This window comes from Streptomyces lydicus (assembly GCF_001729485.1).
Taxonomy (GTDB): domain Bacteria; phylum Actinomycetota; class Actinomycetes; order Streptomycetales; family Streptomycetaceae; genus Streptomyces; species Streptomyces lydicus_D.
This window is the reverse complement of the sequence record NZ_CP017157.1, coordinates 2322807-2348622: the sequence shown is the minus strand read 5'-3', so window position 1 is coordinate 2348622 and position 25816 is coordinate 2322807. Positions and strand designations below refer to the sequence as shown.

The 25816-nt window shown below is 72.0% G+C and carries 29 protein-coding genes and 1 pseudogene; 14 read left to right on the top strand and 16 right to left on the bottom strand.

Annotation, left to right across the window (positions count from 1 at the left end; translation table 11 throughout):
• Positions 1-49: 49 nt before the first annotated feature.
• Positions 50-790 carry a hypothetical protein gene (locus SL103_RS37740; protein ID WP_164492781.1) on the bottom strand — a complete coding sequence of 247 codons (741 nt, stop codon included), beginning with the start codon at positions 788-790 and terminating at the stop codon, positions 50-52.
• Positions 791-890: 100 nt separating this feature from the next.
• The gene (locus tag SL103_RS37735) at positions 891-1337 is read right to left on the bottom strand and encodes a hypothetical protein (protein WP_164492780.1); all 447 of its coding nucleotides are present in this window, start codon (positions 1335-1337) and stop codon (positions 891-893) included.
• Between the two features lie 510 nt (positions 1338-1847).
• On the opposite strand from SL103_RS37735, the pseudogene SL103_RS10090 reads away from it, so the two are divergent.
• From SL103_RS10090 to tyrS, 3 genes and pseudogenes are all read left to right on the top strand, one after another.
• Positions 1848-2114 (top strand): annotated as a pseudogene (locus SL103_RS10090) (metallopeptidase TldD-related protein); the annotation flags it as partial.
• On the top strand, positions 2111-3568 hold the full coding sequence (locus tag SL103_RS10085) for a metallopeptidase TldD-related protein (protein ID WP_069568447.1): 1458 nt from the start codon (positions 2111-2113) through the stop codon (positions 3566-3568). The pseudogene SL103_RS10090 and the gene SL103_RS10085, both read left to right, overlap by 4 nt.
• A 151-nt stretch (positions 3569-3719) precedes the next feature.
• On the top strand, positions 3720-5123 hold the full coding sequence (gene tyrS, locus SL103_RS10080) for a tyrosine--tRNA ligase (protein WP_069568446.1): 1404 nt from the start codon (positions 3720-3722) through the stop codon (positions 5121-5123).
• Positions 5124-5200: 77 nt separating this feature from the next.
• On the opposite strand, the gene SL103_RS10075 is transcribed toward tyrS, so the two are convergent.
• Positions 5201-5479: a GlsB/YeaQ/YmgE family stress response membrane protein gene (locus SL103_RS10075; protein ID WP_069568445.1), complete on the bottom strand. Its 279-nt coding sequence runs from the start codon at positions 5477-5479 to the stop codon at positions 5201-5203.
• Between the two features lie 222 nt (positions 5480-5701).
• Between SL103_RS10075 and SL103_RS10070 the strand changes: the two genes are divergently transcribed.
• Positions 5702-6079: a DUF3099 domain-containing protein gene (locus tag SL103_RS10070; RefSeq protein WP_069568441.1), complete on the top strand. Its 378-nt coding sequence runs from the start codon at positions 5702-5704 to the stop codon at positions 6077-6079.
• A gap of 220 nt (positions 6080-6299) precedes the next feature.
• Positions 6300-6554 (top strand): hypothetical protein, encoded by a 255-nt coding sequence (locus SL103_RS10065; protein WP_069568438.1) that lies wholly within the window; start codon positions 6300-6302, stop codon positions 6552-6554.
• A 10-nt stretch (positions 6555-6564) separates the two neighbouring features.
• On the opposite strand, the gene moaA is transcribed toward SL103_RS10065, so the two are convergent.
• The 3 genes from moaA to SL103_RS10050 all read right to left on the bottom strand — a co-directional run bounded on the left by moaA (position 6565) and on the right by SL103_RS10050 (position 9724).
• The gene (gene moaA / locus SL103_RS10060) at positions 6565-7554 is read right to left on the bottom strand and encodes a GTP 3',8-cyclase MoaA (protein ID WP_069568436.1); all 990 of its coding nucleotides are present in this window, start codon (positions 7552-7554) and stop codon (positions 6565-6567) included.
• 170 nt (positions 7555-7724) lie between these two features.
• Entirely contained in the window at positions 7725-9362 is a 1638-nt protein-coding gene (locus tag SL103_RS10055) for a solute symporter family protein (RefSeq protein ID WP_069568434.1), read from the bottom strand.
• Entirely contained in the window at positions 9359-9724 is a 366-nt protein-coding gene (locus tag SL103_RS10050; protein WP_069568432.1) for a DUF485 domain-containing protein, read from the bottom strand. Before SL103_RS10050 ends, SL103_RS10055 begins: the two co-directional genes overlap by 4 nt.
• 185 nt (positions 9725-9909) lie before the next feature.
• Here SL103_RS10050 and SL103_RS10045 point away from each other — a divergent pair, with 185 nt between their 5' ends.
• A complete protein-coding gene (locus SL103_RS10045; RefSeq protein ID WP_069568430.1) occupies positions 9910-10101 on the top strand; it encodes a hypothetical protein in 192 nt (63 codons plus the stop codon).
• Positions 10102-10288: 187 nt separating this feature from the next.
• A complete protein-coding gene (locus SL103_RS10040; RefSeq protein WP_069568428.1) occupies positions 10289-11803 on the top strand; it encodes a S8 family serine peptidase in 1515 nt (504 codons plus the stop codon).
• A gap of 59 nt (positions 11804-11862) precedes the next feature.
• Here SL103_RS10040 and SL103_RS10035 read toward each other — a convergent pair whose 3' ends face one another.
• From SL103_RS10035 to SL103_RS10025, 3 genes are read right to left on the bottom strand one after another with little or no spacing between them, the layout of a single operon-like run.
• Positions 11863-12906 (bottom strand): zinc-dependent alcohol dehydrogenase family protein, encoded by a 1044-nt coding sequence (locus tag SL103_RS10035; RefSeq protein WP_069568426.1) that lies wholly within the window; start codon positions 12904-12906, stop codon positions 11863-11865.
• A 54-nt stretch (positions 12907-12960) separates the two neighbouring features.
• Positions 12961-13674, bottom strand: coding sequence for a lysoplasmalogenase (locus tag SL103_RS10030; RefSeq protein ID WP_069568424.1), 714 nt, complete (start codon positions 13672-13674; stop codon positions 12961-12963).
• The gene (locus tag SL103_RS10025) at positions 13671-14570 is read right to left on the bottom strand and encodes a sterol desaturase family protein (RefSeq protein WP_069568421.1); all 900 of its coding nucleotides are present in this window, start codon (positions 14568-14570) and stop codon (positions 13671-13673) included. The genes SL103_RS10030 and SL103_RS10025 overlap by 4 nt, the downstream gene beginning before the upstream one ends.
• Positions 14571-14720: 150 nt before the next feature.
• Between SL103_RS10025 and SL103_RS10020 the strand changes: the two genes are divergently transcribed.
• The 6 genes from SL103_RS10020 to SL103_RS09995 all read left to right on the top strand — a co-directional run bounded on the left by SL103_RS10020 (position 14721) and on the right by SL103_RS09995 (position 21126).
• Positions 14721-15422, top strand: a complete 702-nt coding sequence (locus SL103_RS10020) for a peptidase E (protein ID WP_069568419.1) — start codon at positions 14721-14723, stop codon at positions 15420-15422.
• Between the two features lie 808 nt (positions 15423-16230).
• The gene (locus tag SL103_RS10015) at positions 16231-17259 is read left to right on the top strand and encodes a DEDDh family exonuclease (protein ID WP_069568417.1); all 1029 of its coding nucleotides are present in this window, start codon (positions 16231-16233) and stop codon (positions 17257-17259) included.
• 63 nt (positions 17260-17322) lie between these two features.
• Positions 17323-17556, top strand: coding sequence for a hypothetical protein (locus tag SL103_RS10010; protein WP_077192103.1), 234 nt, complete (start codon positions 17323-17325; stop codon positions 17554-17556).
• A gap of 68 nt (positions 17557-17624) precedes the next feature.
• Positions 17625-18455, top strand: coding sequence for an SURF1 family cytochrome oxidase biogenesis protein (locus SL103_RS10005; RefSeq protein WP_069568416.1), 831 nt, complete (start codon positions 17625-17627; stop codon positions 18453-18455).
• Between the two features lie 126 nt (positions 18456-18581).
• A complete protein-coding gene (locus SL103_RS10000) occupies positions 18582-20366 on the top strand; it encodes a glycoside hydrolase family 15 protein (protein WP_069568414.1) in 1785 nt (594 codons plus the stop codon).
• 4 nt (positions 20367-20370) lie between these two features.
• The gene (locus SL103_RS09995; protein WP_069568413.1) at positions 20371-21126 is read left to right on the top strand and encodes an SDR family oxidoreductase; all 756 of its coding nucleotides are present in this window, start codon (positions 20371-20373) and stop codon (positions 21124-21126) included.
• 77 nt (positions 21127-21203) lie between these two features.
• Here SL103_RS09995 and amaP read toward each other — a convergent pair whose 3' ends face one another.
• The 5 genes from amaP to SL103_RS09970 are packed head-to-tail and all read right to left on the bottom strand — an operon-like array spanning position 21204 to position 23586.
• Positions 21204-21809 carry an alkaline shock response membrane anchor protein AmaP gene (amaP, locus tag SL103_RS09990; protein ID WP_069568411.1) on the bottom strand — a complete coding sequence of 202 codons (606 nt, stop codon included), beginning with the start codon at positions 21807-21809 and terminating at the stop codon, positions 21204-21206.
• A 5-nt stretch (positions 21810-21814) separates the two neighbouring features.
• Positions 21815-22483 carry a DUF6286 domain-containing protein gene (locus SL103_RS09985; RefSeq protein ID WP_069568409.1) on the bottom strand — a complete coding sequence of 223 codons (669 nt, stop codon included), beginning with the start codon at positions 22481-22483 and terminating at the stop codon, positions 21815-21817.
• Positions 22480-22881 carry a hypothetical protein gene (locus SL103_RS09980; RefSeq protein ID WP_069568407.1) on the bottom strand — a complete coding sequence of 134 codons (402 nt, stop codon included), beginning with the start codon at positions 22879-22881 and terminating at the stop codon, positions 22480-22482. The genes SL103_RS09985 and SL103_RS09980 overlap by 4 nt, the downstream gene beginning before the upstream one ends.
• A 6-nt stretch (positions 22882-22887) precedes the next feature.
• Complete coding sequence (locus SL103_RS09975) at positions 22888-23085, bottom strand: hypothetical protein (RefSeq protein ID WP_069568405.1); 198 nt, start codon at positions 23083-23085, stop codon at positions 22888-22890.
• Between the two features lie 36 nt (positions 23086-23121).
• A complete protein-coding gene (locus SL103_RS09970; RefSeq protein WP_069568403.1) occupies positions 23122-23586 on the bottom strand; it encodes an Asp23/Gls24 family envelope stress response protein in 465 nt (154 codons plus the stop codon).
• A 223-nt stretch (positions 23587-23809) separates the two neighbouring features.
• Between SL103_RS09970 and SL103_RS09965 the strand changes: the two genes are divergently transcribed.
• Positions 23810-24568: a hypothetical protein gene (locus tag SL103_RS09965; protein ID WP_069568401.1), complete on the top strand. Its 759-nt coding sequence runs from the start codon at positions 23810-23812 to the stop codon at positions 24566-24568.
• 65 nt (positions 24569-24633) lie between these two features.
• Here the strand turns inward: SL103_RS09965 and SL103_RS09960 are convergent, their stop codons facing one another.
• Both SL103_RS09960 and SL103_RS09955 read right to left on the bottom strand, forming a co-directional pair.
• Positions 24634-25413 carry an enoyl-CoA hydratase/isomerase family protein gene (locus SL103_RS09960; protein WP_069573589.1) on the bottom strand — a complete coding sequence of 260 codons (780 nt, stop codon included), beginning with the start codon at positions 25411-25413 and terminating at the stop codon, positions 24634-24636.
• Positions 25414-25527: 114 nt separating this feature from the next.
• Positions 25528-25749, bottom strand: coding sequence for a helix-turn-helix domain-containing protein (locus tag SL103_RS09955; RefSeq protein WP_006606369.1), 222 nt, complete (start codon positions 25747-25749; stop codon positions 25528-25530).
• Between the last annotated feature and the right edge of the window lie 67 nt (positions 25750-25816).

The window sequence follows — 25816 nt, the reverse complement described above, 5'->3', positions numbered from 1 at the left end:
GCTCAGCTGCTGCACGGCATGGAACATGCCGCGCAGCGATGCGAAAACCTCACTCATTCCCGAACAGTAGCTGACGCACGCTTTGTCCCGACCCTGCGAATGAACGCAAATTTGTTGACGCGGGAAGGCCACTGCTTTTCATAAACTTGCGTACAGACGAGATGTTAGCGGGGACTCTTACGGCAACTTTTGTGGAAAACCACGTTGGGCTGAGCATTGTGTTCCGAACTTGGAAATCGAAGACGTACAATTCACCCGCAAGGAGGGGTCGGTCGGTCGTGAACGTCCCATGGTAAACGTCCCCGTGGGGCGGGATGTGGACCTTGAATTGGGGTGACTGCGATACGGTGCCCCAAAAAATGTTGGCGTCGTTGTAGTTAAACGAGGCCCAGGACAGAGTGATACTTGGCTCGGAGTGAAGAGTCCGCCCCTGCACCTTGTCGATGCGAACCCTGGGCGGCGGAGGGAGTCCTCCCCCTGTCGCAGGAGCTCCACCGTTAACCGTGATGGCAGGCGCTGTGGTCTGCAGCTCTTGTGAAGGACTTCCATCCCAAAAGAACGATACACTCACGGAAACTTCGGGTGCCCCGAGCGCCAAGATCGCCGATTTCGGCACTTGCACTTCCGTGCTGCTCCCCTCGAGCTCACGGAAAAATTTTCCGTTCAGGTCGATGCGCACCTTTTCCGGCGATTCAGAGTCGGGGAAGAAATCATCAACTGACCATTCTACGTCCAGGTCGCCGCCATCGGTCGGCACGACAGACTTGATTGCCGGTGGGTGGCGGGTCAACGCTGCTCTCCTTTGCGGAAAATTACGCTATGCGGGATCGAATTCAACGTCTCTAATCTGTCACTTTGCGGCATTCGCGAGCCGGTCCGCCGGGAGCCCTCTAAGCCGTTCCCTTGACTTCGTCTCCCAAGCGGATCGGTTGCCACGTGGCGACCGACTCTTCCCCAGCAGTCAGGGGTCTGGTGAAGCCCGTGCAAAGCCAAAGCGCGATGGAATCAAATGTAATAATCCCTCCCTCGTGACCACCTCTGTGCTTGATAAGTCGGATGTCTCCTACAGAGGCGTGCTTGGGAAGGTTTGGTTCGCTCTCATGGCTCAGGTTGATTTTTGCATTGACGATGCTCACACCGCCGGGGTAGTCCCCGTTAAAGTTAATCGTTAGGCCATCTGCTGTGTCATGGACTAGCGCTCTACGATGACTGCCGCCTGCAGAAGATCGCCGCGCTGGCGCATCGAGCATAAAGTCAGACGCGCTGACACTGAGGATCGACCCTTCGATGAAAACCGTCTCTTGTTGTTCTTCGGAAAATCTAAGGTCGCCCAGCATTACTACCTCCCAAACCACGAGCCGATAGCTGAGATCGTATGGGCGCGTTCATCGACCACGCCACCCGAGTCGTATACCAGAAGACCATTTGGGTTAGATTTGCTGTTTAACAAGTGCCTACGAGGCACTGGCCGGTGGATTTTTGACCTTGCAGGCAGTGCCCGGACCCCGACCACAGCAGCGACGTGCGCGAGGGCATCGTCGTCGGCTCCGGCCCCGCCGGCCACGCCGCCGCCTCTACACCGCACGCGCCAGCCTCCACCCTTTAAGTGACGCGGCCGAGGGGACGACGCCACGACCCGCCAACACCACATTGGCGGGTCCTTCTCTGTCTATGGGAACAGCCCGAAGGTTGGTCGATAAGCTCCCTCCAAGTCGACGCCAAGTCATCACCAGACCCCGCACAGTCCGGTTTGAACCGGTATGAACAGGGATTGAGGGTAGCCCATGAATAGCCGCCTGACCTGCGCAGATGACCTTTACAGGGGTATGCCCTCCGCTCCCCCGGTGAACTTCCAGTTCACCGGCCAGCGGTTCTTCCGGATCGAGAACGGGCGGCTGGCCGGGCAGCTGCGCGATGTCGCCTACCAGGCGAGCACCACCGACTTCTGGGGCTCGATGAGCGCGGTCGGCGGCCCCGACACCTATGTGCTGGGCGGCGCCTTCAACTGCGGCAAGGCCCAGCCGGGGCAGGTCGCGGCCGTCTCGCACGGCTGCCCCTCGGCCCTGTTCGAGGGCGTGAACATCTTGAACACGACTCAGGAGGCCGGTCGATGAGCCCGCGCAGTTCCCGCAGCACCGCACCGCACGAGATCGTCGAGCGGGCCCTGGAGCTGTCCCGCGCCGACGGCTGCGCGGTCATCGCCGACGAGCACTCCACCGCCAACCTGCGCTGGGCGGGCAACGCCCTCACCACCAACGGCGTCACCCGCGGCCGGACCCTGACGGTGGTGGCGACCGTGAACGGCGCGGAGGGCACCGCCTCCGGCGTGGTCTCGCGCTCGGCGGTGACCAAGGACGACCTGGAGCCGCTGGTACGGGCCGCCGAGGCGGCCGCGCGGGGCGCGGGACCCGCCGAGGACGCCCAGCCGCTGGTCGGCGGCGGGAAGGCGTCCGCCGACTTCACCGACGCGCCCGCGGAGACCTCCTCCGACGTCTTCGCCGCCTTCGCCCCGGCCCTCGGCGAGTCCTTCCGCGCCGCCCGCTCCGGCGGCCGCGAGCTGTACGGCTTCGCCCACCACGGCGTCGTCTCGTCGTACCTGGGCACCTCGACCGGGCTGCGGCTGCGGCACGACCAGCCCACCGGGACCCTGGAGCTGAACGCCAAGGCCCCGGGCACCGACGGCACCGTCCCCCGCTCGGCCTGGACCGGCCGCGCCACCCGCGACTTCACCGACGTCGACCCGCGGGAGCTGGACGCCGAGCTGGGCCGGCGGCTGGGCTGGGCCGAGCGGCGGGTCGAGCTGCCGGCGGGGCGCTACGAGACGCTGCTGCCGCCCACCGCCGTCGCCGACCTGCTGATCTACCAGCTGTGGTCATCCGGCGCCCGGGACGCCGCCGAGGGCCGTACGGTCTTCTCCAGGCCGGCCGACGGTGACGGCGGTGACGCCGGCCGCCCCGGCGCCGGCACCCGGCTGGGCGAGCGGCTGAGCGCACTGCCGCTGACGCTGCGCAGCGACCCGCGGGCGCCCGGTCTGGAGTGCGCGCCGTTCGTGCTCGCGCACTCCTCCGGGGACGACGCGTCGGTCTTCGACAACGGGCTGCCGCTGACGGCCACCGACTGGGTGCGCGAGGGCGTGCTCAACCGGCTGCTGACCACCCGGCACACCGCCGGGCTGACCGGCCTGCCGGTGGCGCCCGGAATCGACAACCTCCTTCTGGAGGGCGGCGGTTCCCGCTCGCTGGAGGAGATGGTGGCGGACGCCGGGCACGACGGCCCCGCGCTGCTGCTGACCTGCCTGTGGTACATCCGCGAGGTCGACCCGGCGACGCTGCTGCTGACCGGGCTGACCCGGGACGGCGTCTATCTGGTCGAGAACGGCGAGGTGACCGGCGAGGTCAACAACTTCCGGTTCAACGAGTCGCCGGTGGACCTGCTGTCCCGGGCGGCCGAGGCGGGCCGTACGGAGCGGACCCTGCCGCGCGAGTGGAGCGACTACTTCACCCGGGCCGCGATGCCGCCGCTACGGATCCCGGACTTCAACATGAGCTCGGTCAGCCGGGGCGTGTGAGCGGGGCGGGCCGGGCCCGCGGCCGCCGCGCCGGGGCCCACCCGCGCAAACCCGCGCGTGGGCCCCGGCCCGTTGGCCATAGACTTCTTCTCCGTCCCTTCTGGGGCACCCTGTCCTCCCTCACGGGAAAAACCGATCGATCAGGAACGCCATGACACGCCTCGGCGAATCCGTCGCCCGCGCCAGCACGCTGCTCTCCGCAGACCTCTCCTCCGACACCACCGTCGAGGAGCTGCTCAAGGAGACCGGTGCGCGGCGCTGTCTCGACCTGACGGACCTGCCCGCCAAGGAGCAGGCCGAGCTGATCGCGGCCCGTACGGTCGAGGTGCTGCCGGGCGTGGAGAAGCTGGCCGAGCGGATCGAGGAGCGCCGGTCGGCGGGCAAGGGCCTGCACATCAAGCTGGGCATCGACCCGACGGCGACCGATGTGCACCTGGGGCACGCGGTGCCGCTGATCGTGCTGAGCCGGTTCCAGCGGCTGGGCCACGACGTCACGCTGATCATCGGCGACTTCACCGCCAAGATCGGCGACCCGTCGGGCCGTACCGCCGAGCGCCCGCCGCTGACCGACGAGGACATCGCGCACAACCTCGCCACGTACCGGGAACAGGTCCGCCCGTTCTTCGACTTCGAGAAGGTCAGCTTCCGGCAGAACAGCGAGTGGCTGGCGCCGTACACCTTCCCCGAGCTGCTCTCGCTGCTCGCCCAGGTGCCGGCCTCGCAGCTGCTGCAGCGCGAGGACTTCCGCAACCGGCTGGCGGCCGGCTCGGGCCTGACGATGACGGAGCTGCTGTACCCCGTCGCGCAGGGCCTGGACTCGGTGGCGCTGGAGTGCGACGTGGAGCTGGGCGGCTCCGACCAGCTGCTCAACCTCCAGATGGGCCGCAAGCTGATGGAGCTGCGCGGGCAGCGGCCGCAGCTGGTGGTGACCATGCCGCTGATCGAGGGCACGGACGGCACCGGCGCCAAGATGTCCAAGTCCAAGGGCAATTACGTCGGCCTGAGCGCGCCCGCCGACGACGTCTTCGGCAAGATCATGTCGGTGCCGGACCGGCTGATGGAGCCGTACCTCAAGGCGTGGACGGAGTGGACGGACGAGGAGATCGCGCTCGTCCTGGGCCGGATCGCGGACCGCTCGCTGCACCCGATGGACCTCAAGAAGATCCTCGCCGGCGAGGTCGTGGCCGCGCTGTACGGCCTGGAGGCGGCGGGGGCGGCGCGGGCCGGTTTCGTCGCGCAGTTCTCCAAGAAGTCGTTCTCCGACGTGGAGTCGCTGCCGGCCGTCGAGCTCGGCGAGCACGGCGCGGAGACGGTGGCGACGGTGCTGACCCGGGTGCTGGAGTTCACCCCGAGCGCCTCGGCGGCCCGCCGGCTGGCCAAGCAGAACGCGCTGCGGCTGGTCGTGGAGGGCGACGAGGGCCAGCAGACGGTGGTGCTCGCGGAGGCCGACGCGATCCGTCCGCTGGGTGAGGTGCTCGCCGACAAGCTCGCGGACACCGCCGGCGTCGCGTACCTCAAGGCCGGGCGGAAGCTGGCCGAGCTGCGGGGCCGCTGACGGGGCAGCAGTGAGGGCGGCCGGTGCGCTTGCGCGCGCACCGGCCGCCCTCGTGCGTCGAACCGCCCCGAGGGGGCTCAGGTGGTCTGTTTCCTGCGGCCGCGCAGGGAGACCCACAGCCGGTCCCCGATGGCGACCACGATGACCGCGCCGGCAAGTTGCAGCAGGTGCCGGATCCAGTCGATTCCATTGGTTTCGTTCACGCCGAGCCCGGTGGCCGCCCAGTTGCCGAGGACGCTGCCCAGCATGCCGAAGATCACCGTCAGCCAGAGCGGGATCTGCTGCTTGCCGGGGATGATGGCCTTGGCGATGAGGCCCAGCACCAGGCCCACGATGATGGCCCACAACCACGACATGTGTTGCCTCCTCCGGTGGCACGGTGCACGTGAGGTCGCGCCCCGCCAGTGTCGCCCCGCATCGCCTACGGCGCACGCCGGAGGAGGCCGTACGCCAGTTGTCCGGGCGGCCCAGGGCGCGGCGGGGCAGGACCCGGTCTCGAACGCGGCGCAGGTGCGGCGTACCGTGGAAACCGACCGGAAACCGGGGAGAATCCGGCATGACTGAGCAGGTGGTGGAGCGTGACGCGGAAGCAGAGCGGCGGCCAGACCTTCCGGATCACCGGGGCGCGCCAGGGGCTCTCCGAGGATGTGCGCGGACGGCAGCGCCGGTACGTGATCTCGATGGGGGTGCGCACGGTCGCCGTCCTGCTGACCGTCGTGCTGTGGAACGTCGAGCGGCCGGTTGCCATTGCGACGCTGGTACTGGGCATGGCGCTGCCCTACATCGCGGTGGTGATCGCCAACGCGGGCCGGGAGAACGCCCCTTCACTGCCGCAGACCTTCGTCGCGGGCCCGACCAGGCCGATGCTCACGCCGGGGACGACCGACGGCGCGGCGGAGCCCGTCCCGGAGCGGCCGGCGGCGGACGCCTCGGCGCCGCGCGAGGACTCCCGCTGATCACCGTTCGGTCTGCAAAGCTCAAGAAAAGCTCAGATCAATCATGGAGTTCCGGTGCACCGCGCACCATCCCCCGTGACATACTGCGTACGCGCTCCGCATCCCCCGTCGGAGCGACGGACCGACGCCGGGCGGCTCCCCCCGTGGCTGCCCGGCGTCGCCATGTCCGGGGGTGCCGGCCGGCCCGGGTGCCGGGACCGCAGGACGTAGGGTTGAGGCCGTGAACTCCCCTGATCTTCCCGGCTTTCCCGCCGGCGCCGACAGTGCCGTCATCTGCTCCGCCAAGGGCTGCCGCGCCGCGGCCGTCTGGGTGCTGGCCTGGAACAACCCCAAGCTGCACACGCCGGACCGCCGGAAGACCTGGCTGGCCTGCGAGGAGCACCGGGAGCACCTGTCGCAGTTCCTCGGGGTGCGCGGGTTCCTCAAGGACGTCGTGACGCTGGAGGACTGGGAGGCGTCGGCCTCCGGGCACTGACGGCGGGCGGTCAGCCGCCGATCGCGGACATCGGCCGCTCGGGCTGGAGGAAGGACGGGTCGTCCAGGCCGGAGCCCGCCTTCTTGCCCCACATCGCGACCTTCCACAGGCGCGCGATCTCCTCGTCGGGCGCCTCGGAGCGCAGGGCCGTGCGCAGATCTGTCTCCTCGGTGGCGAACAGGCACGTACGGACCTGGCCGTCGGCGGTCAGCCGGGTGCGGTCGCAGGCGCGGCAGAACGGGCGGGTGACCGAGGCGATCACGCCGACGCGGTGCGGGCCGCCGTCGACGATCCAGCGCTCCGCGGGGGCGGAGCCGCGGGCGTCCTCGCTCTCGGGGGTGAGCGTGAAGCGGGTGCGCAGCGAGGTGAGGATGTCACCCGCGGTGATCATGCCGTCGCGCTTCCAGCCGTGCTGCGCGTCCAGCGGCATCTGCTCGATGAAGCGGAGCTCGTAGTCGTGGGCGATCGCCCAGGCGAGCAGGTCGGGGGCCTCGTCGTCGTTGAGGCCGGGCATGAGGACCGTGTTGACCTTGACCGGGGTCAGGCCGGCGGCGCGGGCCGCCTCCAGGCCGTGCAGCACGTCGTCGTGGCGCTTGCGGCGGGTCAGGGCCTGGAAGACCTCGGGCCGCAGGGTGTCGAGGGAGACGTTGACGCGGTCGAGTCCGGCGTCGCGCAGCGCGGCCGCCGTGCGCTGGAGTCCGATGCCGTTGGTGGTCAGGGACATCCGGGGGCGCGGGGTGAGCCCGGCGACCCGCTCGATGATGCCGGGCAGGCCGGGGCGGAGCAGCGGCTCGCCGCCGGTGAAGCGGACCTCTTCGATGCCCAGGTCGCGCACCGCGATGCCGATCAGCCGGACGATCTCGTCGTCGGTGAGCAGATCGGGCTTGGCCAGCCACTGCAGGCCCTCTTCCGGCATGCAGTACGTGCAGCGCAGATTGCACCGGTCGGTCAGCGAGACGCGCAGGTCTGTGGCCACGCGACCATAGGTGTCGATGAGCACGAGGCCCCCTCCCCGAGAGTGATGGCTCGGTACGTCGTCCGTGGTGGATCAGTACGTCTTCGAGACTACGCGATAGGTGTGACGGTGAGCAGAGATGAGAAGCACGAGGTGGGCGGGGCGGCGTCGTAGATCTCTACGACGCCGCCCCGCCCGGGTGCTGTAGGGACGGCTCAGTGGGCTCCGGTCCCGGTCAGCGAGCGGACCTCCAGTTCGGCGTACTTCTTGGCGTCCGGCTCCTCCTTGGACAGCAGGGAGCCCAGCCAGCCGAGCAGGAAACCCAGCGGGATGGAGATCAGGCCGGGGTTCTCCAGCGGGAAGAAGTCGAAGTCGGCGCCGGGGAACATGGAGGTCTCCTTGCCGGAGACGACCGGCGAGAAGAGCACCAGCAGGACCGAGGAGACCAGCCCTCCGTAGATGGACCACAGCGCGCCCCGGGTGGTGAAGCGCTTCCAGAAGAGGCTGTAGAGGAGCGTCGGGAGGTTGGCGGAGGCGGCCACCGCGAAGGCGAGGGCGACCAGGCCCGCGACGTTCAGGCCGCGGGCGAAGACGCCGAGCACGATGGCGACCGCGCCGATGCCGACGGTGGCCCAGCGGGCCGCGCCGACCTCCTCCTTCTCCGTGGCCTCCCCCTTGCGCAGGACATTGACGTAGATGTCGTGGGCGAACGAGGAGGACGAGGCGAGGGTGAGGCCGGCGACCACCGCCAGGATCGTCGCGAAGGCCACCGCGGAGATGACGGCCAGCAGCACCGCGCCGCCGGTGGAGCCGGCGCCGCCGCCGATCACCTCGGCGAGCTGCGGGGCCGCGGTGTTGCCCGCCTTGTTGGCGGCGGTGATCGCCTCCGGCTTCAGGAGCGCGGCGGCGCCGAAGCCGAGCGCGATGGTCATCAGGTAGAAGACGCCGATGATGCCGATCGCCCAGTTCACCGACGTACGGGCGGCCTTGGCGGTGGGGACGGTGTAGAAGCGGATGAGGATGTGCGGCAGGCCGGCGGTGCCCAGGACGAGCGCGAGGCCCAGCGAGATGAAGTCGATCTTCGAGGTGGCGGTGGCGCCGTACTTGAGACCGGGCTGGAGGAAGGCCGCGCCCTTGCCGCTGTTCTCCGCGGCGGCGCCGAGCAGGCTGGAGAGGTTGAAGTGGAACTTCAGCGCCACCAGGAAGGTGATCAGCAGGGTGCCGGCGATCAGCAGCACCGCCTTGACCATCTGCACCCAGGTGGTGCCCTTCATGCCGCCGATGGTGACGTAGAGGATCATCACGATGCCGACGAGGACGACGACCAGGATCTTCCCGGCCTCGCTGGTGATGCCCAGCAGCAGGGTGACCAGCGCGCCGGCGCCCGCCATCTGGGCGAGCAGGTAGAAGATCGAGACGACGATGGTGGAGGTGCCCGCGGCGGTGCGGACCGGGCGCTGGCGCATCCGGTAGGCGAGGACGTCGCCCATGGTGAACCGGCCGGAGTTGCGCAGCGGTTCGGCGACCAGCAGCAGCGCGACGAGCCAGGCGACGAGGAAGCCGATGGAGTACAGGAAGCCGTCGTAGCCGAAGAGGGCGATGGCCCCGGCGATGCCCAGGAAGGACGCGGCGGACATGTAGTCGCCGGAGATGGCCAGGCCGTTCTGGAAGCCGCTGAACTGCCGGCCGCCGGCGTAGAAGTCCTCGGCGCCCTTGGTCTGCCGGCCGGCCCATACGGTGATGCCGAGGGTGGCGGCGACGAAGACGGCGAAGAGGGTGATGATCAGGGTGCGGTGTTCGCCCGCGCCGCCGGCCGCGAGCTGGAGCGCGTACGCCTGCTGAGGGGGCATCATGCGTCGGCCTCCAGGCGGGGCTTGTCGGCCTCCAGCCGGGACCTGATGGCCTCGGCCTTGGGGTCGAGCCGGGCGGCGGCGTGCCGGGAGTACCACCAGGCGATGAGGAACGTCGTCACGAACTGGCCGAGGCCGAGCACGAAGGCGACGTTCACCCGGCCGGCGACCTCGGTGGCCATGAAGCCGCCCGCGTAGCTCGACAGCAGCACGTACACGAGGTACCAGAGGATGAAGCCGAGGGTCAGCGGGAAGGCGAACGAGCGGTGTGCGCGGCGGAGTTCGTCGAATTCCGCGCTGGACTGCACCTGGAGGTAGTCGGGCGGCTCATGCGTCCCCGGATCGATGGTGGGTGCGGCACTCACGGAGTCTCCTGACGCGAGGGGGCTGGTGCTGGGGCCGACGATAAGGCTCGGATAAGTGACGTGGATCACGCATCGTAGGGCCGCCCTCGGCGATGCGACAGGGGTGGGATGGTTGAAATGCAGAGGAAACGAGGGAATGCGCGGCCCGACCGCCACCGCGCGCGGGGCGCTTCGTTGAGCCGGTTGTGAATCCGCCGCCCCAGCAGGACGCCTCCCCACCCGGTCCCCGTCGGCGCCCGTACGGCAGCGTCCGGCTGCCCGCCCCGCTCGCCGTCGCCCCCGCGCCGCCCCGGCCCGGCGCCGACGCGCGCCGCTGGTACGGCCGGCGGATCCCCCTGCCGCCGCTGAGCATCGGCGCGCTGCGCCGGCACGACTGACCGCCCGTCACCCGCTCCGGGCCCTCGCGCGGGGCCCGTGGCCGACGCGGCGTCAATGTGCCATCTCTGACGGGTTTCTCCGAGTCCGTTGCTGTCTGTCGGTGATCGCCGATAACTTCACTTCGCACTGCACCCGCCCGTGCGCAAACCCGCGCACGGGCGGTCTCACGGATGATGTGGAGTATCCATGGCGCATCCCCGATCCAGACGCATGCGGGCGCTGGCCGTCCCGCTCGGACTGGCCCTGACGGCGTCCCTCGGCTTCCTTCCGAACGCGGCCACCGCCGCCTCTGCGGACTCCGCCCCGGCCGCCGCCGCCCCGGCCGACGGCCCGCTGCTCTCGTACGTCGTGAACACCACGCCGGGCCACGGCGCGGTCGGCAAGGTCGAGAAGGCGATAGCCCAGGCCGGCGGGAAGGTGATCGTCGCCCATGAGCAGATAGGCGTGATCGTCGTCCACTCGGCCAACCCGCAGTTCGCGGCCACCATACGGGCGGTGCCGGGTGTGCAGACGGCGGGCGCGACCCGCACCGCGCCGCTGAAGGCCACCGGCACCACCGACGTCGGCAAGCCGCAGAAGGTCGACCTGTCGAAGTCCCAGCTCAAGGCGGCCGGCAGCGCGGCGAAGGCGAACGGCCAGGAGCCGCTGGAACCGCTGCAGTGGGACCTGCCCGCCATCAAGGCCGACCAGGCCGCGAAGGTGAACCCCGGCAGCCGGAACGTCACCGTCGCCATCATCGACACCGGCGTGGACGACACCCACCCGGACCTCAAGCCCAACTTCTCCGCGAAGCAGTCCGCCAACTGCGTGGGCGGCGTGGCCGACACCTCCAAGGGGGCCTGGCGCCCCTGGAACCCGGACGAGGACTACCACGGCACCCACGTCGCGGGCACGATCGCCGCGGCCCGTAACGGCGTGGGCGTGGCGGGTGTCGCGCCGGGCGTGAAGATCTCCGCCATCAAGGTCAGCGAGCCGGAGACGAGCCTCTTCTACGCGGAGAGCGTGGTCTGCGCGTTCGTCTTCGCGGCCGACCACGGCGTCGCGGTCACCAACAACAGCTACTACGTCGACCCGTGGATGTTCAACTGCAAGGATGACGCCGACCAGGCGGCCATCATTGACGCGGTCGGCCGGGCGGCGAGCTACGCCCAGCGCAAGGGCGCGATCAACATCGCCGCCGCGGGCAACTCCAACCTCGATCTGGCCGCCACCAAGCTCACCGACTCCGGCAGCCCGAACGACTCCACCCCCGTCGAACGCACCGTCAACCCGAAGACCTGCTGGGACGTGCCCACCCAGCTGCCGGGCACGGTGACCGTCGCGGCGACCGGCGTCAACAAGCTCAAGTCGGCCTACTCGAACTACGGGCTGGGCCAGATCGACGTGGCCGCCCCGGGCGGCGACTCCAAGCAGGTGCCCGAACTGCCCGCCAAGAACGGCAACATCCTCTCCACCATGCCGGGCGGTGACTGGGCCTACCTGGCCGGCACCTCCATGGCGACCCCGCACGTCGCGGGTGTGGCCGCGCTGCTGAAGAGCGCCCACCCCAAGTCGAGCCCGCGGGAGATCCAGTGGCTCCTCAAGGAGCAGGCCGACAACCCCGGCTGCCCCGCGGGTGACACCACCTGCACCGGCACCAAGCACATCAACAGCCACTTCGGCTACGGCATCGTCGATGCGCTCGACGCCGTGAAGAAGTAACTCCCGGGAGGCGACTCCCCGGCCGGCACGCCCCTCGGGGTGTGCCGGCCGTCCCGCGCTCAGGGCGTGACCAGCACCTTGAGGGCGGTGCGCCGGTCCATCGCGCGGTAGCCGTCGGGGACGCCCGCGAGGTCGACGGTGAGGTCGAAGACCGGGGCCGGGTCGAGGGTGCCGTCCAGCACGTCGGGAAGCAGCTCGGGTATGTAGCTGCGGACCGGGGCGACGCCGCCGCGGACGGCGATGTTGTTGTCGAAGAGGGCGCGCATGTCCAGTCCGCTGCCGCTGCCGTGCGGGACGCCGACCCAGCCGATGGCGCCGCCGGGGCGGGTGATGCCGACCGCGGTGCGCATCGACTGCTCGGTGCCGACCGCCTCGATGACGGCGTGCGCGCCCCGGCCGCCGGTCAGCTCGCGGACCGCCGCGACGGCCGCCTCACCGCGCTCGGCGACCACGTCGGTGGCGCCGAAGGTCCGGGCGAGGTCGGTACGCGCCTGGTGGCGGCCGAGCGCGATGATCCGCTCGGCGCCCAGCCGCCTGGCGGCCAGCACCCCGCACAGGCCGACCGCGCCGTCACCGACCACCGCGACCGTGGAACCGGGCCGTACGCCGGCGCCGAGAGCGGCGTGGTGCCCGGTGCCCAGGACGTCGGAGAGCGCGAGCAGGCCGGTGAGCAGCCGGTCGTCGCCCGCGGCGTCGGCGGGCAGCTTGACCAGGGTGGCGTCGGCGTACGGGACCCGGACGGCCTCGCCCTGGCCGCCGTCGGACCCGGGCTCGCCCCAGAAGCCGCCGTCGACGCAGGAGGTGGTCAGGCCGTCGGCGCAGTACTCGCAGCGGCCGTCGGACCACATGAAGGGCGCGACGACCAGGTCGCCCACGGAGAAGCCGGACACCTCGGGGCCGGTCTCGGCGATCACGCCCAGGAATTCGTGGCCGATCCGCTGGCCCGGCTCGCGCGCCGCCTCACCCCGGTACGCCCACAGGTCGCTGCCGCAGATACAGGCCCGCAGCACCTGTACCACGGCGTCGTGGGGCGTGCGAACGGCGGCGTCCGGGACGTCGTCGACGCGTATGTCGTGGGCGGCGTGGATCGTGGTGGCGCGCATGCGGGGCAGTTCCTTGCGTTTTCAACAGATGTACCGGTCCACGGTACGCCTGCCCTACGACACCCCTGCCCCGGGCAGTGCCGGCGCCGGCCGCGGTGCGGTCCGCGCGGCCGTCGCGGCGGCGGCCCGCAGCACCCCGGTGGCCAGCGCGAACTGGGCCGCGACATAGCTGAGCATGATCCAGAACTGCGGGAGCGGGAGCTGCGGCCAGTGCGCCAGACCACTCGCGATCAAGGTGTCGGAGAGCAGGAAGAGCAGCCCGCCGGCCGCGGCCAGGAGACCGGCCCGCAGTGCGCCGAACGCCATCGCGGTGAGCAGCAGGCTGTAGCCGGCGACCGGGATCCGCAGCTCCGCGGGCAGGTCCGGCCACAGCAGCGCCACGGTGCCGGCCAGCAGCAGCCCGTACCCCGCGGCGAGCCCGGCCGTACGCCCCCGCCGCACCGGCGCGGCTCCGTTTTGCCCTCCCTGCCGGGCGAACACCAGCAGGTAACAGACGTGCCCCGCCGCGAACGAGCCCATCCCCAGCAGGAAGACGGTGTCCCCGCCGATCTGCAGCAGGGTGTCGCCGCCGCAGCCGAACAGCAGCGCCCCGGCCAGCAGCGCCGGGCCGCCGCGCGCCAGCACGTAGCAGGCGAGCACCGGCATCAGCGCGGGCTTGGTGACGTGCGCGACGGCCGTCGCCCCGGCCAGCAGCGCTCCCAGGTGGACAGCGGTCAGCGCAGCGAACGCCCACAGCAGCGGCCGCGCGGCCGCCGGACGCGGCGTCATGTGACGGGCTCCTCGACGGCGGTACGCGCCTCGCCCTTCGCCGCGCCGGGCGCCTCGCCCCTCGCGGCGGCCGGCCGCCAGCCCGGTCCGCGGAAGATGCGCCCGGCCCGCTCGCTCCAACTGCCGGCGGCCCGTACGTCGCGTGCGATGGCGGCGTACTCGTGGGTGGCCACCCGCAGCGGGTTGAAGGTGTCGATGTTCTTGGTGAGGCCGTACACCGGTCGTTCGGTCTCGGCGACGAAGGAGCCGAACATCCGGTCCCAGATGATCAGGATGCCGCCGAAGTTGCGGTCCAGATAGCCGCCCTGGGAGGCGTGGTGGACGCGGTGGTGGGACGGCGTGTTGAACACGAACTCGACGGGCCGGGGCAGCTTGCCGATCCGCTCGGTGTGCACCCAGAACTGGTAGACGAGGTTGGCGCCCGAGGTGAACGCGATCGCGGCCGGATGCACACCGGCGGCGATCATCGGGACGTAGAAGGGCCAGACGGTCCAGGTCGTCCAGGGCTGCCGCAGTGCGGTGGTGAGGTTGAACTTCCGGCTGGAGTGGTGCACCACGTGGCAGGCCCACAGGACGCGGATGACATGGTGTCCGCGGTGCGACCAGTAGTAGAAGAAGTCCTGCGCGAGCAGCATCAGCGGCAGGGTCCACCAGAGCACGGGTATCCGCAGCGGGGTGAGTTCGTAGACCGCGGCGTAGATCGCGACGATGGGGATCTTCCACAGCGCGTCGAAGACCAGGCTGCCCAGCCCCATCCCGACGCTGGTGGCCGCGTCCTTGGCCTCGTAGCCCTCCGCGTCCTCGTCGGGATGCAGGCGGAAGCTCACCATCTCCACCACGGTGAGCAGGACGAAGGCCGGTACGGACCACAACACGACATCGGGCAGGTGCGGCATGTCCCGCACCATAAGGGGGCCGACGGGGGCGCCGCTAGGGGTTGTTACTCAGAAGTATGTGAGACCTGTCGTCAACTGCGGGCGGCGACCTACCGTCGGTAGCTTCCGTTCCGGGCACGCGCCCGGCAACGACGACGGAAGCGAGGTCCGATGTCCGCACCCACCATCGCCCTGCTCGGCGGCGGTTTCTCCACCGACCCCGACACCCTGCTCGACGGCTTCGTCCTGACGGCGGCCGGGCGGCCGCGGCCGAAGGTCTGCTTCCTGCCCACCGCGAGCGGCGACGCACCGGGATACATCGAGAGGTTCCACGCGGCGTTCGGCGGGCGGGGCTGCGAGGCGAGCCACTTGGAGCTGTTCCGGCGCACCGTGACCGACCTGCGGGCCTTCGTCCTGGCGCAGGACGTCGTCTACGTAGGGGGCGGCAACACCGCGAACATGCTTGCCGTCTGGCGGCTGCACGGGCTGGACGCGGTACTGCGCGAGGCGTACCGCGCCGGCGTGCTGCTGTGCGGCATCAGCGCCGGGGCCTGCTGCTGGTTCGAGAGCGCCTTCTCCGACTCCTTCGGCCCGCCCGCCCCGCTCACCGACGGGCTGGGCCTGCTGCCGGGCAGCCTGTGCCCGCACTACGACAGCGAGCCGGCGCGCCGGCCCGGCTATCTGGCCGCCGTCAACAACCTTGCGCTGCCCGCCGGGTGGGCGCTCGACGACGGCGCCGCCGCGCTGTTCACCGACGGCCGGCCGACCGACGTGGTGACCCGTAAGGAAGGGGCCACACTGCGCCGGGTCCAGGCGGACGGCGCCGGCCCGGCACACGAGACGGCCCGGACGGCACGGGTGTTGGCGGGCTGACGGGCGGAGGGAAAGGGGGCGCCATGGCTTTGGAGACCGGAAACGGAAGGTTCGCCGTGACCTCAGGCGGATTCGGAGGGCGCTTGCGGTGATTTCAGGCCGAATCGGGGCGGGTTTCGGGCGGCCGAATTCGGGAGTCGGGTCTTGGGCGGGCGATTTCGGCGCCATTCGATTCTTGACGATACGTAACTACTTGTCCCGATTGCCTCTTCTTCCGGCTCCGCCCTCCGGGCCCTTGCCTTCCCTGGCTCGCGGTCTCCGCCGGCTGCGGTCGGCGCCGGACCCGATCCAAGCCGGCCTCCTGGTTTTCCTGCTGCCAACGGCCCTCCTGGCTTTCCCCTCTGCCGACTTTCCCCTCTGCCGGTTTTCCCCTCCGCCGGTTTTCCCCTCCGCCCACCCCCCTTCGGGGGTGGGCGGGTCAGGAGCACGGGCGCCAGGAGCACGGGCGCCAGGAGCACGGGCGCCAGGAGCACGGGCGTCAGGAGCGCGGGCGTCAGGAAGGCGGGGCCAGGAACGCGGGGGCCAGGAACGCGGGGCCAGGAACGCGGGGGCCAGGAGCACAGGCATCAGGAAGACGCGGGCCGGGAGCCCAGGGGCCGGGAGCGCGAGCCGGCCGCGCGGGGCAGCAGCGCGCGGCGGCGGGCCTCCGTCCGGCCCTCCCCGGGCAGCAGGAGGCCGCGAGAGCGTCTGCAGGGTCCTCAATTGCCGTCCGTCGCGGCGGAATTGCGTCCGGTGACGCCTCCGCGGCAGGCGCCTCCGACGACGGCGGTTCGGTGGCTGTCGGTGGTGGCCCGTATCCTCAGGGACCATGCTCGAAGACCGCATGGCAGCAGCCGACCCGATCGCGCCGAAGATCGGGCAGCAGCCGGGCCCGCAGACGCCGCCGGCTCCCTGGCCCTCCGGGTATCCCCAGGGATACGCGGTGGTCGACGTGGAGACGACGGGTCTGGCCCGCGACGACCGGATCATCTCCGCCGCCGTGTACCAACTCGACGCACAGGGCGAGGTCCAGGACCACTGGTACACCCTCGTCAACCCGCAGCGTGATCCGGGCCCGGTGTGGATCCACGGCCTGACGAGCGCCGTGCTGGCCGACGCGCCGCTCTTCCCGGAGATCGTCACGGAGCTGTCCGAGCGTCTGGCGGACCGGGTGCTGGTGGCGCACAACGCCATGTTCGACTGGTCGATGATCGCCCGTGAGTACGCCCGCGCCGCGGCGACCGCCCCGGTGCGCCAGCGGCTGTGCACCATCGCGCTCTCCAAGGAGCTGGGACTGCCGCTGCCCAACCACAAGCTGGAGTCGCTCGCCGCCCACTACGGCGTCGTACAGGAGCGCGCGCACCACGCGCTGGACGACGCCCGGGTGCTGGCCGAGGCGTTCCGTCCCAGCCTGCGGCGGGCCGCACAGCAGAACCTCCGGCTGCCGCTGCTGACCTGCCAGCCCCTCACGGAGTGGTCGGACGCCCCGGCGCCCCGGCAGCGCACCGCCGCCGCGTCGTACCGCCCCACCTCCTGGCGGCCGTCCCGCAAGCGTCCGGCGTGCCCGTATCCGAATCCGGGGCGCTACGAACCGGGCGGCCGGCTCGTCCAGGGGATGCGGGTCGCCTTTTCGGGCGATACGTCCGTGGACCGCGAGCTGCTGGAGGACCGCGCGATCGAGGCCGGGCTGCACGTGGCGACGAGCGTGTCCCGGCTGACCAGCCTGCTGGTGACCAACGACCCGGACGCCCGCACCTCCAAGACCGCCAAGGCTGCCTCGTACGGCACGACGGTGATCGACGAGGCGGCCTTCATGCAACTGCTCCAGGACGTCCTTCCGGCGCCTGCTTCCGGGTGAAGCCCGGTCAACACACCCGCCGGCGCCTCGCCCCGCGCGGGCCCCGCCCGCACGCTGTGGCGCATGGCACGTTGTGAGGTCTGCGGAAACGACTACGGGATGACGTTCGAGGTGCACGCGCAGGGCGCGGTGCACGTCTTCGACTGTTTCTCCTGCGCCATCCACCGCATGGCGCCGATCTGTGAGCACTGCCGGGTCCAGATCATCGGCCAGGGGGTGGAGGCCGACGGCAAGTGGTACTGCGGCGCGCACTGCGCCCGCTCGGACGGGCGGGTGGGCATCGTCGACCGGGTCTGACGGCCCCGGGGCCCTCTCCCGGGGACCCGCGGCCGGGCCGCCCGGGCATCCCAGGTACCGTCGGAGCCGTGTACCGCTTCCTGTTGTCCCGGCAGTGGGTGATCCTCACCCTCGTGGGCCTCGTGCTGATCCCCGTCATGATCAAGCTGGGCTTCTGGCAGCTGCACCGCCACGAGCACAAGGTGGCGCAGAACCAGCTCATCGCGTCCAGCCTGGCCGCGAAGCCGGTCCCGGTGACGGCGCTGACCGCCCCCGGGCGGGACCTTCCGCACCACGACATGTGGCGCACGGTCAAGGCCACCGGCACCTACGACACCGCGCACGAGGTCGTGGTCCGCCAGCGCACCGCCGCCGACGAGCAGAGCATCGGCTACTACGTCCTGACCCCCCTGGTCCTGGCCGACGGCGACGCCGTACTCGTCAACCGCGGCTGGATCTCGGCGGGCAACGACCTCACCGAGTTCCCCGACGTCCCGCCCGCCCCCAAGGGCAGGATCACCGTGACCGGCCGGATGATGGCCGACGAGACCACCGCGGTCAGCGGCATCAAGGACACCAAGGGGCTGCCCGCCCGCCAGGTCATGCTGATCAACAGCAAGGAGCAGGCGAAGCGGACCGGCCGGCCGATGCTCGGCGGCTACATCGAGCAGACCGGCCCGCAGCCGGCGGGCGGTAAGCCGGAGCTGGTGCCCGAACCGGACCACGACTCGATCGGCCCGCACATGGCCTACGCGATCCAGTGGTGGCTGTTCGCCGGTGCCGTACCGGTCGGCTGGATCATCCTGGTACGCCGTGAGCGCCGCGACCGCGCCGAGGCAGCCGCCAAGGCGGCCGCCGGCGCCGGGAAGGCTCCGGGCGGGCCGCCGCCCGCCCGCGAGACCGAGGACGCCACGGCTTAGGACGCCCCGGGCGTCGGCACGCACGGCCCGGCACGCCTCGACCCGGGCGACGTCCGCGGCCGCGGACGTCGCCCGGACAGCCGTCAGCACCGCGTAGCGCACCCGCCCGGCGGGAAAGCCCGAGGGGTGCACCCCTATATCGAGGACTACGCGCTCATCGGCGATCTGCAGACGGCCGCGCTGGTCGGCCGCGACGGCTCGATCGACTGGCTGTGCCTGCCCCGCTTCGACTCGCCCGCCTGCTTCGCCGCGCTCCTCGGCGGCCGGGACAACGGCCACTGGACGCTGTCCCCGCACTCCCCCGAGGCCCGCGCCGAGCGCTCCTACCGCGGCGACTCGCTGGTCCTCGACACCGTCTGGGAGACCCCCACCGGGCGGGTGCGGGTCACCGACTTCATGCCGCAGCGCGACCGCGCGCCCGACGTCGTACGGATCGTCGAGGGCCTCGACGGCAGCGTCGAGATGCGCGGGGTGCTGCGGCTGCGGTTCGACTACGGGCGGGTGGTGCCGTGGGTGCGCGCCGCCCAGGGCTCCCGGGTGGCGATCGCCGGGCCGGACTCCGTATGGCTGCGCACCCCGTCCCACGGCACCACCTACGGCAAGGACTTCTCCACCCGCTCGGACTTCACCGTCGCCGCGGGCGAGCGCACCGCGTTCGTGCTGACCTGGCACCCCTCGCACGAGCCCCGGCCCGAGCTCATCGACCCGTTCGACGCGCTGGCGGACACCCTGGAGGACTGGCGGACCTGGTCCGCCCGGTGCCGCTACGACGGCCCGCACCGCGCGGCCGTGATCCGTTCGCTGATCACCCTCAAGGCGCTGACCTACGCCCCCACCGGAGGCATCGTCGCGGCGCCCACCACCTCGCTGCCCGAGGAGGTGGGCGGCGTCCGCAACTGGGACTACCGCTACTGCTGGCTGCGCGACGCCAGCCTCACCCTGGACTCGCTGCTCGCCGCCGGGTACCTGGAAGAGGCCGGCGCCTGGCGGGACTGGCTGCTGCGCGCGGTGGCCGGCGCGCCCGAAGACCTGCAGATCATGTACGGGCTGGCCGGCGAGCGGCGGCTCCCGGAGGCCGAACTGCCCTGGCTGGCCGGGTACTCCGGCTCCACGCCGGTGCGGATCGGCAACGCCGCGGTCGAGCAGCGGCAGCTCGACGTCTACGGCGAGGTGATCGACTCCTTCCACGTCGCGCGCACCGCCGGACTGCCGGCGGAACCGCACGCCTGGAGCATCCAGCGGACCATGGTGGACTACCTGGAGACCACCTGGCGCGACCCCGACGAGGGGCTGTGGGAGATCCGCGGCCCGCGCCGGCACTTCGTGCACTCCAAGGTCATGGCGTGGGTGGCGGCCGACCGGGCGGTGCGGGCGCTGGAGGCGAACCCGAAGCTGAGCGGGGACATCGACCGCTGGCGGGCGATGCGCGACGAGGTGCACCGGGAGGTCTGCCAGCAGGGGTACGACCACCGGCGGGGCACCTTCACCCAGTTCTACGGCTCGGCCGAGCTGGACGCCGCGACCCTGCTGATCCCCCGGGTCGGCTTCCTGCCCGGCGACGACCCCCGGGTGGTCGGCACCATCGACGCGGTGCGCCGGGAGCTGACCCACGACGGGCTGGTCCGCCGGTACAGCAGCGGGGACGTCCCGGTGGACGGACTGCCGGGCGGCGAGGGCACGTTCCTGGCCTGCTCGTTCTGGATGGTCGACGCGTTGCAGCTGAGCGGACGGCGCCAGGAGGCCGTCCAGCTGTTCGAGCGGCTGCTGGAGCTGCGCAACGATGTGGGGCTGCTGTCCGAGGAGTACGACCCGGCCGCGGGGCGCCAGCTGGGCAACTTCCCGCAGGCGTTCAGCCATATCGGTCTGGTGGGGACCGCCTTCGGTCTGCTCGGCGGGGCCGGGGCAGACTAGGGCCATGGATCTGGGACTTACCGACCGGACGTACATCGTCACCGGGGCGACCCGGGGCCTGGGCTTCGCCACCGCCCGGGAACTCGTCGCCGACGGCGCCAACGTCGTGATCAGCGGACGCACCGAGGAGAGCGCGGCCAAAGCGGCCGCCGCACTGGGCGAGCGCGCCGTCGGCGTGGCCGCCGACAACGCCGACGCGCAGACGCCGGACCGCCTGGTGGCGGCGGCCCGCGAGCGCTTCGGCCGCCTGGACGGCATGCTCATCAGCGTGGGCGGCCCGCCACCGGGCTCGGCCCTCGAGAACACCGACGAACAGTGGCGCGCGGCCTTCGAGTCGGTCTTCCTCGGCGCGGTCCGGCTGGCCCGTACGGCCGCCGCGGAACTCGCGGAGGGCGGCGTGATCGCGTTCGTGCTCTCCGGCTCGGTGCACGAGCCGATCGGCGGCCTGACCATCTCCAACGGCCTGCGCCCCGGCCTCGCCGGCTTCGCCAAGTCGCTCGCGGACGAGCTGGGCCCGCGCGGCATCCGCGTCCTCGGCGTGCTGCCCGGCCGGATCGCCACCGACCGGATGACCCAGCTCGACGCGCTCTCCGGCGACCCCGAGGGCTCCCGCGCCCGCAACTCCGCCGCGGTGCCGCTGGGCCGCTACGGCGAGCCGGAGGAGTACGGCCGGGTCGCGGCGTTCCTGCTGTCGCCGGCCGCGTCGTACGTCAGCGGCGTGATGGTGCCGGTGGACGGCGGCGCCCGGCACGGCTTCTGACGGACCCGGACCCCGGACGTCGGGCGCCCGACGACGGCACCCCGGACAACGGGCGCCGGACGGCGGGCGCCGGGGCGCTAACTCACCCGCTCCGCCCGGTGCTTGACCGCCCGCAGGCGCACGTCCGCCGGCAGGTGGTCGAGCCCGGCCGAGCGGCGGGCGTGCGCCACCGCCTCGTCGGACAGCCGCAGCAGGACGCCCCCGGGGTCGGCGTGCGGGGCGAGGGCGAGCCGGGCGCGCAGCCGCGGCTCGGTACGCCGCCCGGTGAGCCGGACCCCGGCCCGGTCGACGCCCTCCAGGGCCTCGGCCTCGGCGACCAGGACGGCTTCCAGGGCCCGGCCGCGCAGCAGGGCGCCCTCGCCGTCGCCGCTGTCGACGAGGATCTCGTCCCGCCGGTGCCGGCGCAGCTGGGCCAGCAGCCACCACAGCATCAGCAGCACGAACACGGCCAGGGCCGCGATGACGACCGGCCACCACCAGCCCTGATGCGTCCAGCGGGTGCGCTGGTGGGCGGAGAGCAGGACGTCGCCGGGGCGGGACCAGGGCCAGTGGGCGGGCAGCCGCAGATCCCACCTCGCGGGCAGCCGGAGGCCGCCGAACAGCACCAGCCCGCCGGTGCCGAGCAGCACCACACCGGCCAGGCCCAGCAGCACCCGGTTGACCGTTCTGCGGACCGTGGGCATCGCGCTCACCTCTTCTTCGGGCGTCGGACGTGCACGGTCAGGCCGAACCGGTGCGCCAGACCGAGCTGCCGCAGCCCCTCGCCGAGCGCCACGTCGAGGTCGGCACGGACCTCGTCCAGCTCGCGGAAGTGCGAGACGGCGCGCGCGGTGGCCTTGCGGCGGCTGACGCTCATCCGTACGGACTGGACGCCGGCGACCTCCATCGCGCGGTCGCGCAGCACCAGCGCCGCGGCCTTCCGGTCGAGCCCGGCCCGGATGCCGGGGGCGACCGGCCGCATCGGCAGCACCTGGCGCAGTCCGGGGGTGACGGCCAGCACGATCAGCCACAGGCCGACCACGACGGCCAGCCCGGCGGGCCCCAGCGTCCAGGGGTCGTCGAGGTGACGGGTGGCCAGTTCGCGCGCCAGGCTCCGCCGCCAGGCCATCGCGGGGTGGTGGGCGCGCACCGCGGCGACGTCGTAGAGCAGCAGGCCGGCGGCGCCCAGGAGCACGAGCGCGACCACCGCGGCGGGCACCCGGCGGGCGGACCAGAAGCGTCCGGTCCGGCCGTCGTCCGCGACCGGCCCGGGTGTGTCCCCGGTGGCGGGGCGGGTTCCGTCGTCGGGCCCGCCGGGCTCCTTGTCGAGGGTGGGCACCGGCCGGGTGTCCGGCCGCTGTGCGTCGTCGTCGCTCATCGCACCCTCTCCCGGCCGTGGCCCTCCAGCAGCGGCGAGCGCAGCCGTTCGACCTCGACGGCGACCTCGGGCACCGTCATGTTCGCCAGTGCCTTGACCCGTTCGGTGACGCGGCGGCGCACCGCGCGGCACTGGGCGCCGATGTCCGAGGGGTAGCCCAGCTCCACGGCGATGCGCAGCCGCGCCTCGCCGAAGTGCTCGGTGTCGTCGCGGCGGTGGACGGTCACCGTCGCGTGGGCGTCCGTACGGGCCTGCGGGGACTCCTCGCGCAGCGCCTCACGCGCGGCCCGGGCGGCGATCTTCGCCACCACCCGGTCCGCGATGCTGGTCGCGCCGCGCTCGGCCGCCGGTACGTCAGCGGCAGCGGCCGGCGGGGCCGCCGGGTGGACGGCTGCCACCGGGCCTCACCGCCGCCGGTCTTCGCGGTCGCCGGTGCGCGGACGGAAGAAATCGCCGGCCTCCAGGTCCCCGTCGAGGAACCGCCCGGCCACGAACCCGATGGCGCCCAGCGCCGCCACCAGGACGAAGGCCCCGAAACCGCCGAAGTATCCGGCGAAGCCCAGCGCCATACCGGCCAAGAGGCCGACCACGGCCATGCTCATCGTGCGCTCCTTCGCTACCGCTCCGGACGGGACCGCCTACTGGAGCCGCGGCTCCGCTTCCTCTTCTTCGTCTGCGCCGTCGGGCAACTTGACATCGCTGACCGCGATGTTGACCTCGACGACCTCCAGGCCCGTCATCCGCTCCACGGCGGAGATGACGTTCTCCCGGACGGAGCGCGCGACATCGGCGATGGCGACGCCGTAGTCCACCACGATCTCCAGATCCACCGCGGTCTGCACCTCGCCGACCTCGGCCTTCACCCCGCGGGTCGCGGTCGCGGCACGGCCGCCGCCGGGCACCCGCTCCCGTACGGCGCCCAGCGTGCGGGCCAGCCCGCTGCCCATGGCGTGCACTCCGACGACGTCCCGGGCCGCCAGACCGGCGATCTTCTCCACGACGCCGTCGGCGATGGTGGTGCGCCCCCGTGACCCGGGGTCACCTCCGCCGCGCTTCGTCGGCGTCCTGGGCTGCTCCGCTGTCTGCTGCTGGCTCTCGCTCATCGTGGTTCGTCCCTTTCCGCGGGGAGAAGCGGTCCGCCCGCTCCGCTCCTCACAGTAGGTCGGCACCCCCGGTACCGCTCCGGGGGTGTGGCAGCCGGGTGCTCCGTGCGGCGCCGTCCGGCGCAGCGCCCTGCCGGACCGGCCGGTCTGCGGCAGGCTGGGACGTGGACCGGCTACGGGCTCCGGCACGGGCCGGGAGACCTGCCGGGAAAGGGGTGACGCGGTGGCCGGGAACCAGTTGGCGCAGACGGTGCGCAGCCAGCTCGGGATCGGCCGGGTGCTGCCGCTCGGCGGGCCCGCGGACGGGTCCTGGATCGCCGAACGGGCCGCCGTCGGGGGGCTGCGGACGGCCGCCGGCCTGCCCGCGGGCGTCCGCCTGGGCCCGCTGCGGCTGTCCCTCGCCGACCCCGGGCAGGCCGCGGAGCCCGCGGTGCCGGCGCCGCCGAGCGCGCTGCCGCCGGGCCCGCTGCGGATCGAGGCGGAGTTCGCCGCGGTCGCCGACCGGCCGCTGCCGGTCCTCGCCGACCAGGTGCGCACGGCGCTGCTGGAGGCCGCGATCCAGCAGCTCGGGCTGCTGGTGGGGGTGGTGGACCTGCGGGTGAGCGAACTGCTGGAGGCGGACGAGGCCGGGCCGCGCACGGCGGCGGGGTCCTCGGTCGGTGCCGCGCCGCCGGAGCCGCCGGCCCCTGCCGTCGGTGCGCACGAGCCGACGGCGGACGGCCCGGCCGGCGCCCGTCAGGACGACGCGGCCGCGATCGCCGCCGTGGCGCTGGGGGTGTCCGGGGTGGCGCGTCTGGCGCCGGTGCTCGGCGGCCGGTCCCGTCCGGTGCGGCAGTCCGACGGGCACGTGCTGATCCAGCTGGCGGTCGAGGCCGGATATCGCGCCTTGGATGTCGCGCACGCCGTCCGGGAGGCGGTGGCCGCCGCGCCGCCCCGGCCGTCGACGGTCGCGGTGCTGGTCACGGCCGTCGAACGGCAGTGAGGCGGGCGGAAGGCGGAAGGCGGCGTCCCGGGGAGCGGTACGGCTCCCCGGGGACGCCGGAGCCGCTACTCCCCCACACCCGCCAGATCGCGCAGCCGGCGGGCCTGCGCGGCGCGTTCGGCGACGCGCTGCTGCTCGTAGTCACGACCCGCCGCACCGGCCAGCAGCGCCTTGGTCTCGATGACGGCGTCCCGCGGCGCGGCGAGGAGCGCGGCGGCCAGATCGGCCACCGCGGCGTCGAGGTCGTCCCCGGGCACCACGAGGTTGGCCAGGCCGGTCCGCGCGGCCTCCTCGGCGTGCACGAAGCGCCCGGTGGCGCAGATCTCCAGGGCGCGGGCGTAGCCCACCAGCGCGACCAGGGGGTGGGTGCCGGTCAGGTCCGGTACCAGTCCCAGGCTGGTCTCGCGCATGGCGAACTGCACGTCCTCGGCGACCACGCGCAGGTCGCAGGCGAGCGCGAGCTGGAAGCCCGCGCCGATGGCGTGCCCCTGCACGGCGGCGATCGTCACCAGGTCGTTGCGCCGCCACCAGGTGAACGCCTCCTGGTACTCGGCGATCGTGGCGTCCAGTGCGCTGTCGCTGCCACGTGCCAGATCGATGAACGACGGCTCGCCGTCGAAGCCTTCGGGCGTGAACGCCTGCCGGTCGAGGCCCGCCGAGAAGGACTTGCCCTCCCCGCGCAACACCGCCACCCGGACGTTGCCCGGCAGCAGCGAACCGGCCTCGGCCAGCGCCCGCCACATGGCGGGCGACTGCGCGTTGCGCTTGGCCGCGTTGGCGAGGGTCACCGTCGCGACGTCACCGTCCACGGTGAGCCGCACGCCGTCCTTGTCGAGCAGAGTCATGAGCGCCTCCGAGTCAGCCAGCCGCACCTGCGTGCGTAAGTGACTGAACGGTAACCTCCCGGCCGACTGCTCGGCCGACCGGGGGGAGACCGCTGCTGCCCGGAGTCGCGGCCGTCAGGCCGAGGCGGCCTTCTTGCCCCTTGTGGCTCCGCCGCGACCGCGCAGGACCACACCGGATTCGCTGAGCATCCGGTGCACGAATCCATAGGAGCGGCCGGTTTCCTCGGCCAGCGCCCGGATGCTCGCTCCGGAGTCGTACTTCTTCTTCAGGTCTGCCGCGAGCTTCTCGCGCGCGGCGCCGGTCACCCGGCTGCCCTTCTTCAGAGTCTCGGCCACCCGTGCCTCCTCGTGGGAAGTGCGCTCTGGACTCTCATGATCACCCCTCCCCGGCTTCCTGGCCACC

Bases quoted from the DNA above. Each gene is read 5' to 3' on its own strand.
- SL103_RS09995 (WP_069568413.1), top strand. From the start codon at position 20,371: ATGGATCTGGGACTTACCGACCGGACGTACATCGTCACCGGGGCGACC.
- SL103_RS09975 (WP_069568405.1), bottom strand. From the start codon at position 23,085: ATGAGCATGGCCGTGGTCGGCCTCTTGGCCGGTATGGCGCTGGGCTTC.
- SL103_RS10040 (WP_069568428.1), top strand. From the start codon at position 10,289: ATGGCGCATCCCCGATCCAGACGCATGCGGGCGCTGGCCGTCCCGCTC.
- SL103_RS10020 (WP_069568419.1), top strand. From the start codon at position 14,721: ATGTCCGCACCCACCATCGCCCTGCTCGGCGGCGGTTTCTCCACCGAC.
- tyrS (WP_069568446.1), top strand. From the start codon at position 3,720: ATGACACGCCTCGGCGAATCCGTCGCCCGCGCCAGCACGCTGCTCTCC.
- SL103_RS10055 (WP_069568434.1), bottom strand. From the start codon at position 9,362: ATGATGCCCCCTCAGCAGGCGTACGCGCTCCAGCTCGCGGCCGGCGGC.
- SL103_RS09985 (WP_069568409.1), bottom strand. From the start codon at position 22,483: ATGAGCGACGACGACGCACAGCGGCCGGACACCCGGCCGGTGCCCACC.
- SL103_RS10025 (WP_069568421.1), bottom strand. From the start codon at position 14,570: ATGCCGCACCTGCCCGATGTCGTGTTGTGGTCCGTACCGGCCTTCGTC.
- SL103_RS09960 (WP_069573589.1), bottom strand. From the start codon at position 25,413: ATGACTCTGCTCGACAAGGACGGCGTGCGGCTCACCGTGGACGGTGAC.
- SL103_RS10075 (WP_069568445.1), bottom strand. From the start codon at position 5,479: ATGTCGTGGTTGTGGGCCATCATCGTGGGCCTGGTGCTGGGCCTCATC.
- SL103_RS10030 (WP_069568424.1), bottom strand. From the start codon at position 13,674: ATGACGCCGCGTCCGGCGGCCGCGCGGCCGCTGCTGTGGGCGTTCGCT.
- SL103_RS10010 (WP_077192103.1), top strand. From the start codon at position 17,323: ATGGCACGTTGTGAGGTCTGCGGAAACGACTACGGGATGACGTTCGAG.
- SL103_RS10085 (WP_069568447.1), top strand. From the start codon at position 2,111: ATGAGCCCGCGCAGTTCCCGCAGCACCGCACCGCACGAGATCGTCGAG.
- amaP (WP_069568411.1), bottom strand. From the start codon at position 21,809: ATGCCCACGGTCCGCAGAACGGTCAACCGGGTGCTGCTGGGCCTGGCC.
- SL103_RS09970 (WP_069568403.1), bottom strand. From the start codon at position 23,586: ATGAGCGAGAGCCAGCAGCAGACAGCGGAGCAGCCCAGGACGCCGACG.
- SL103_RS10015 (WP_069568417.1), top strand. From the start codon at position 16,231: ATGCTCGAAGACCGCATGGCAGCAGCCGACCCGATCGCGCCGAAGATC.
- SL103_RS37735 (WP_164492780.1), bottom strand. From the start codon at position 1,337: ATGCTGGGCGACCTTAGATTTTCCGAAGAACAACAAGAGACGGTTTTC.
- SL103_RS10035 (WP_069568426.1), bottom strand. From the start codon at position 12,906: ATGCGCGCCACCACGATCCACGCCGCCCACGACATACGCGTCGACGAC.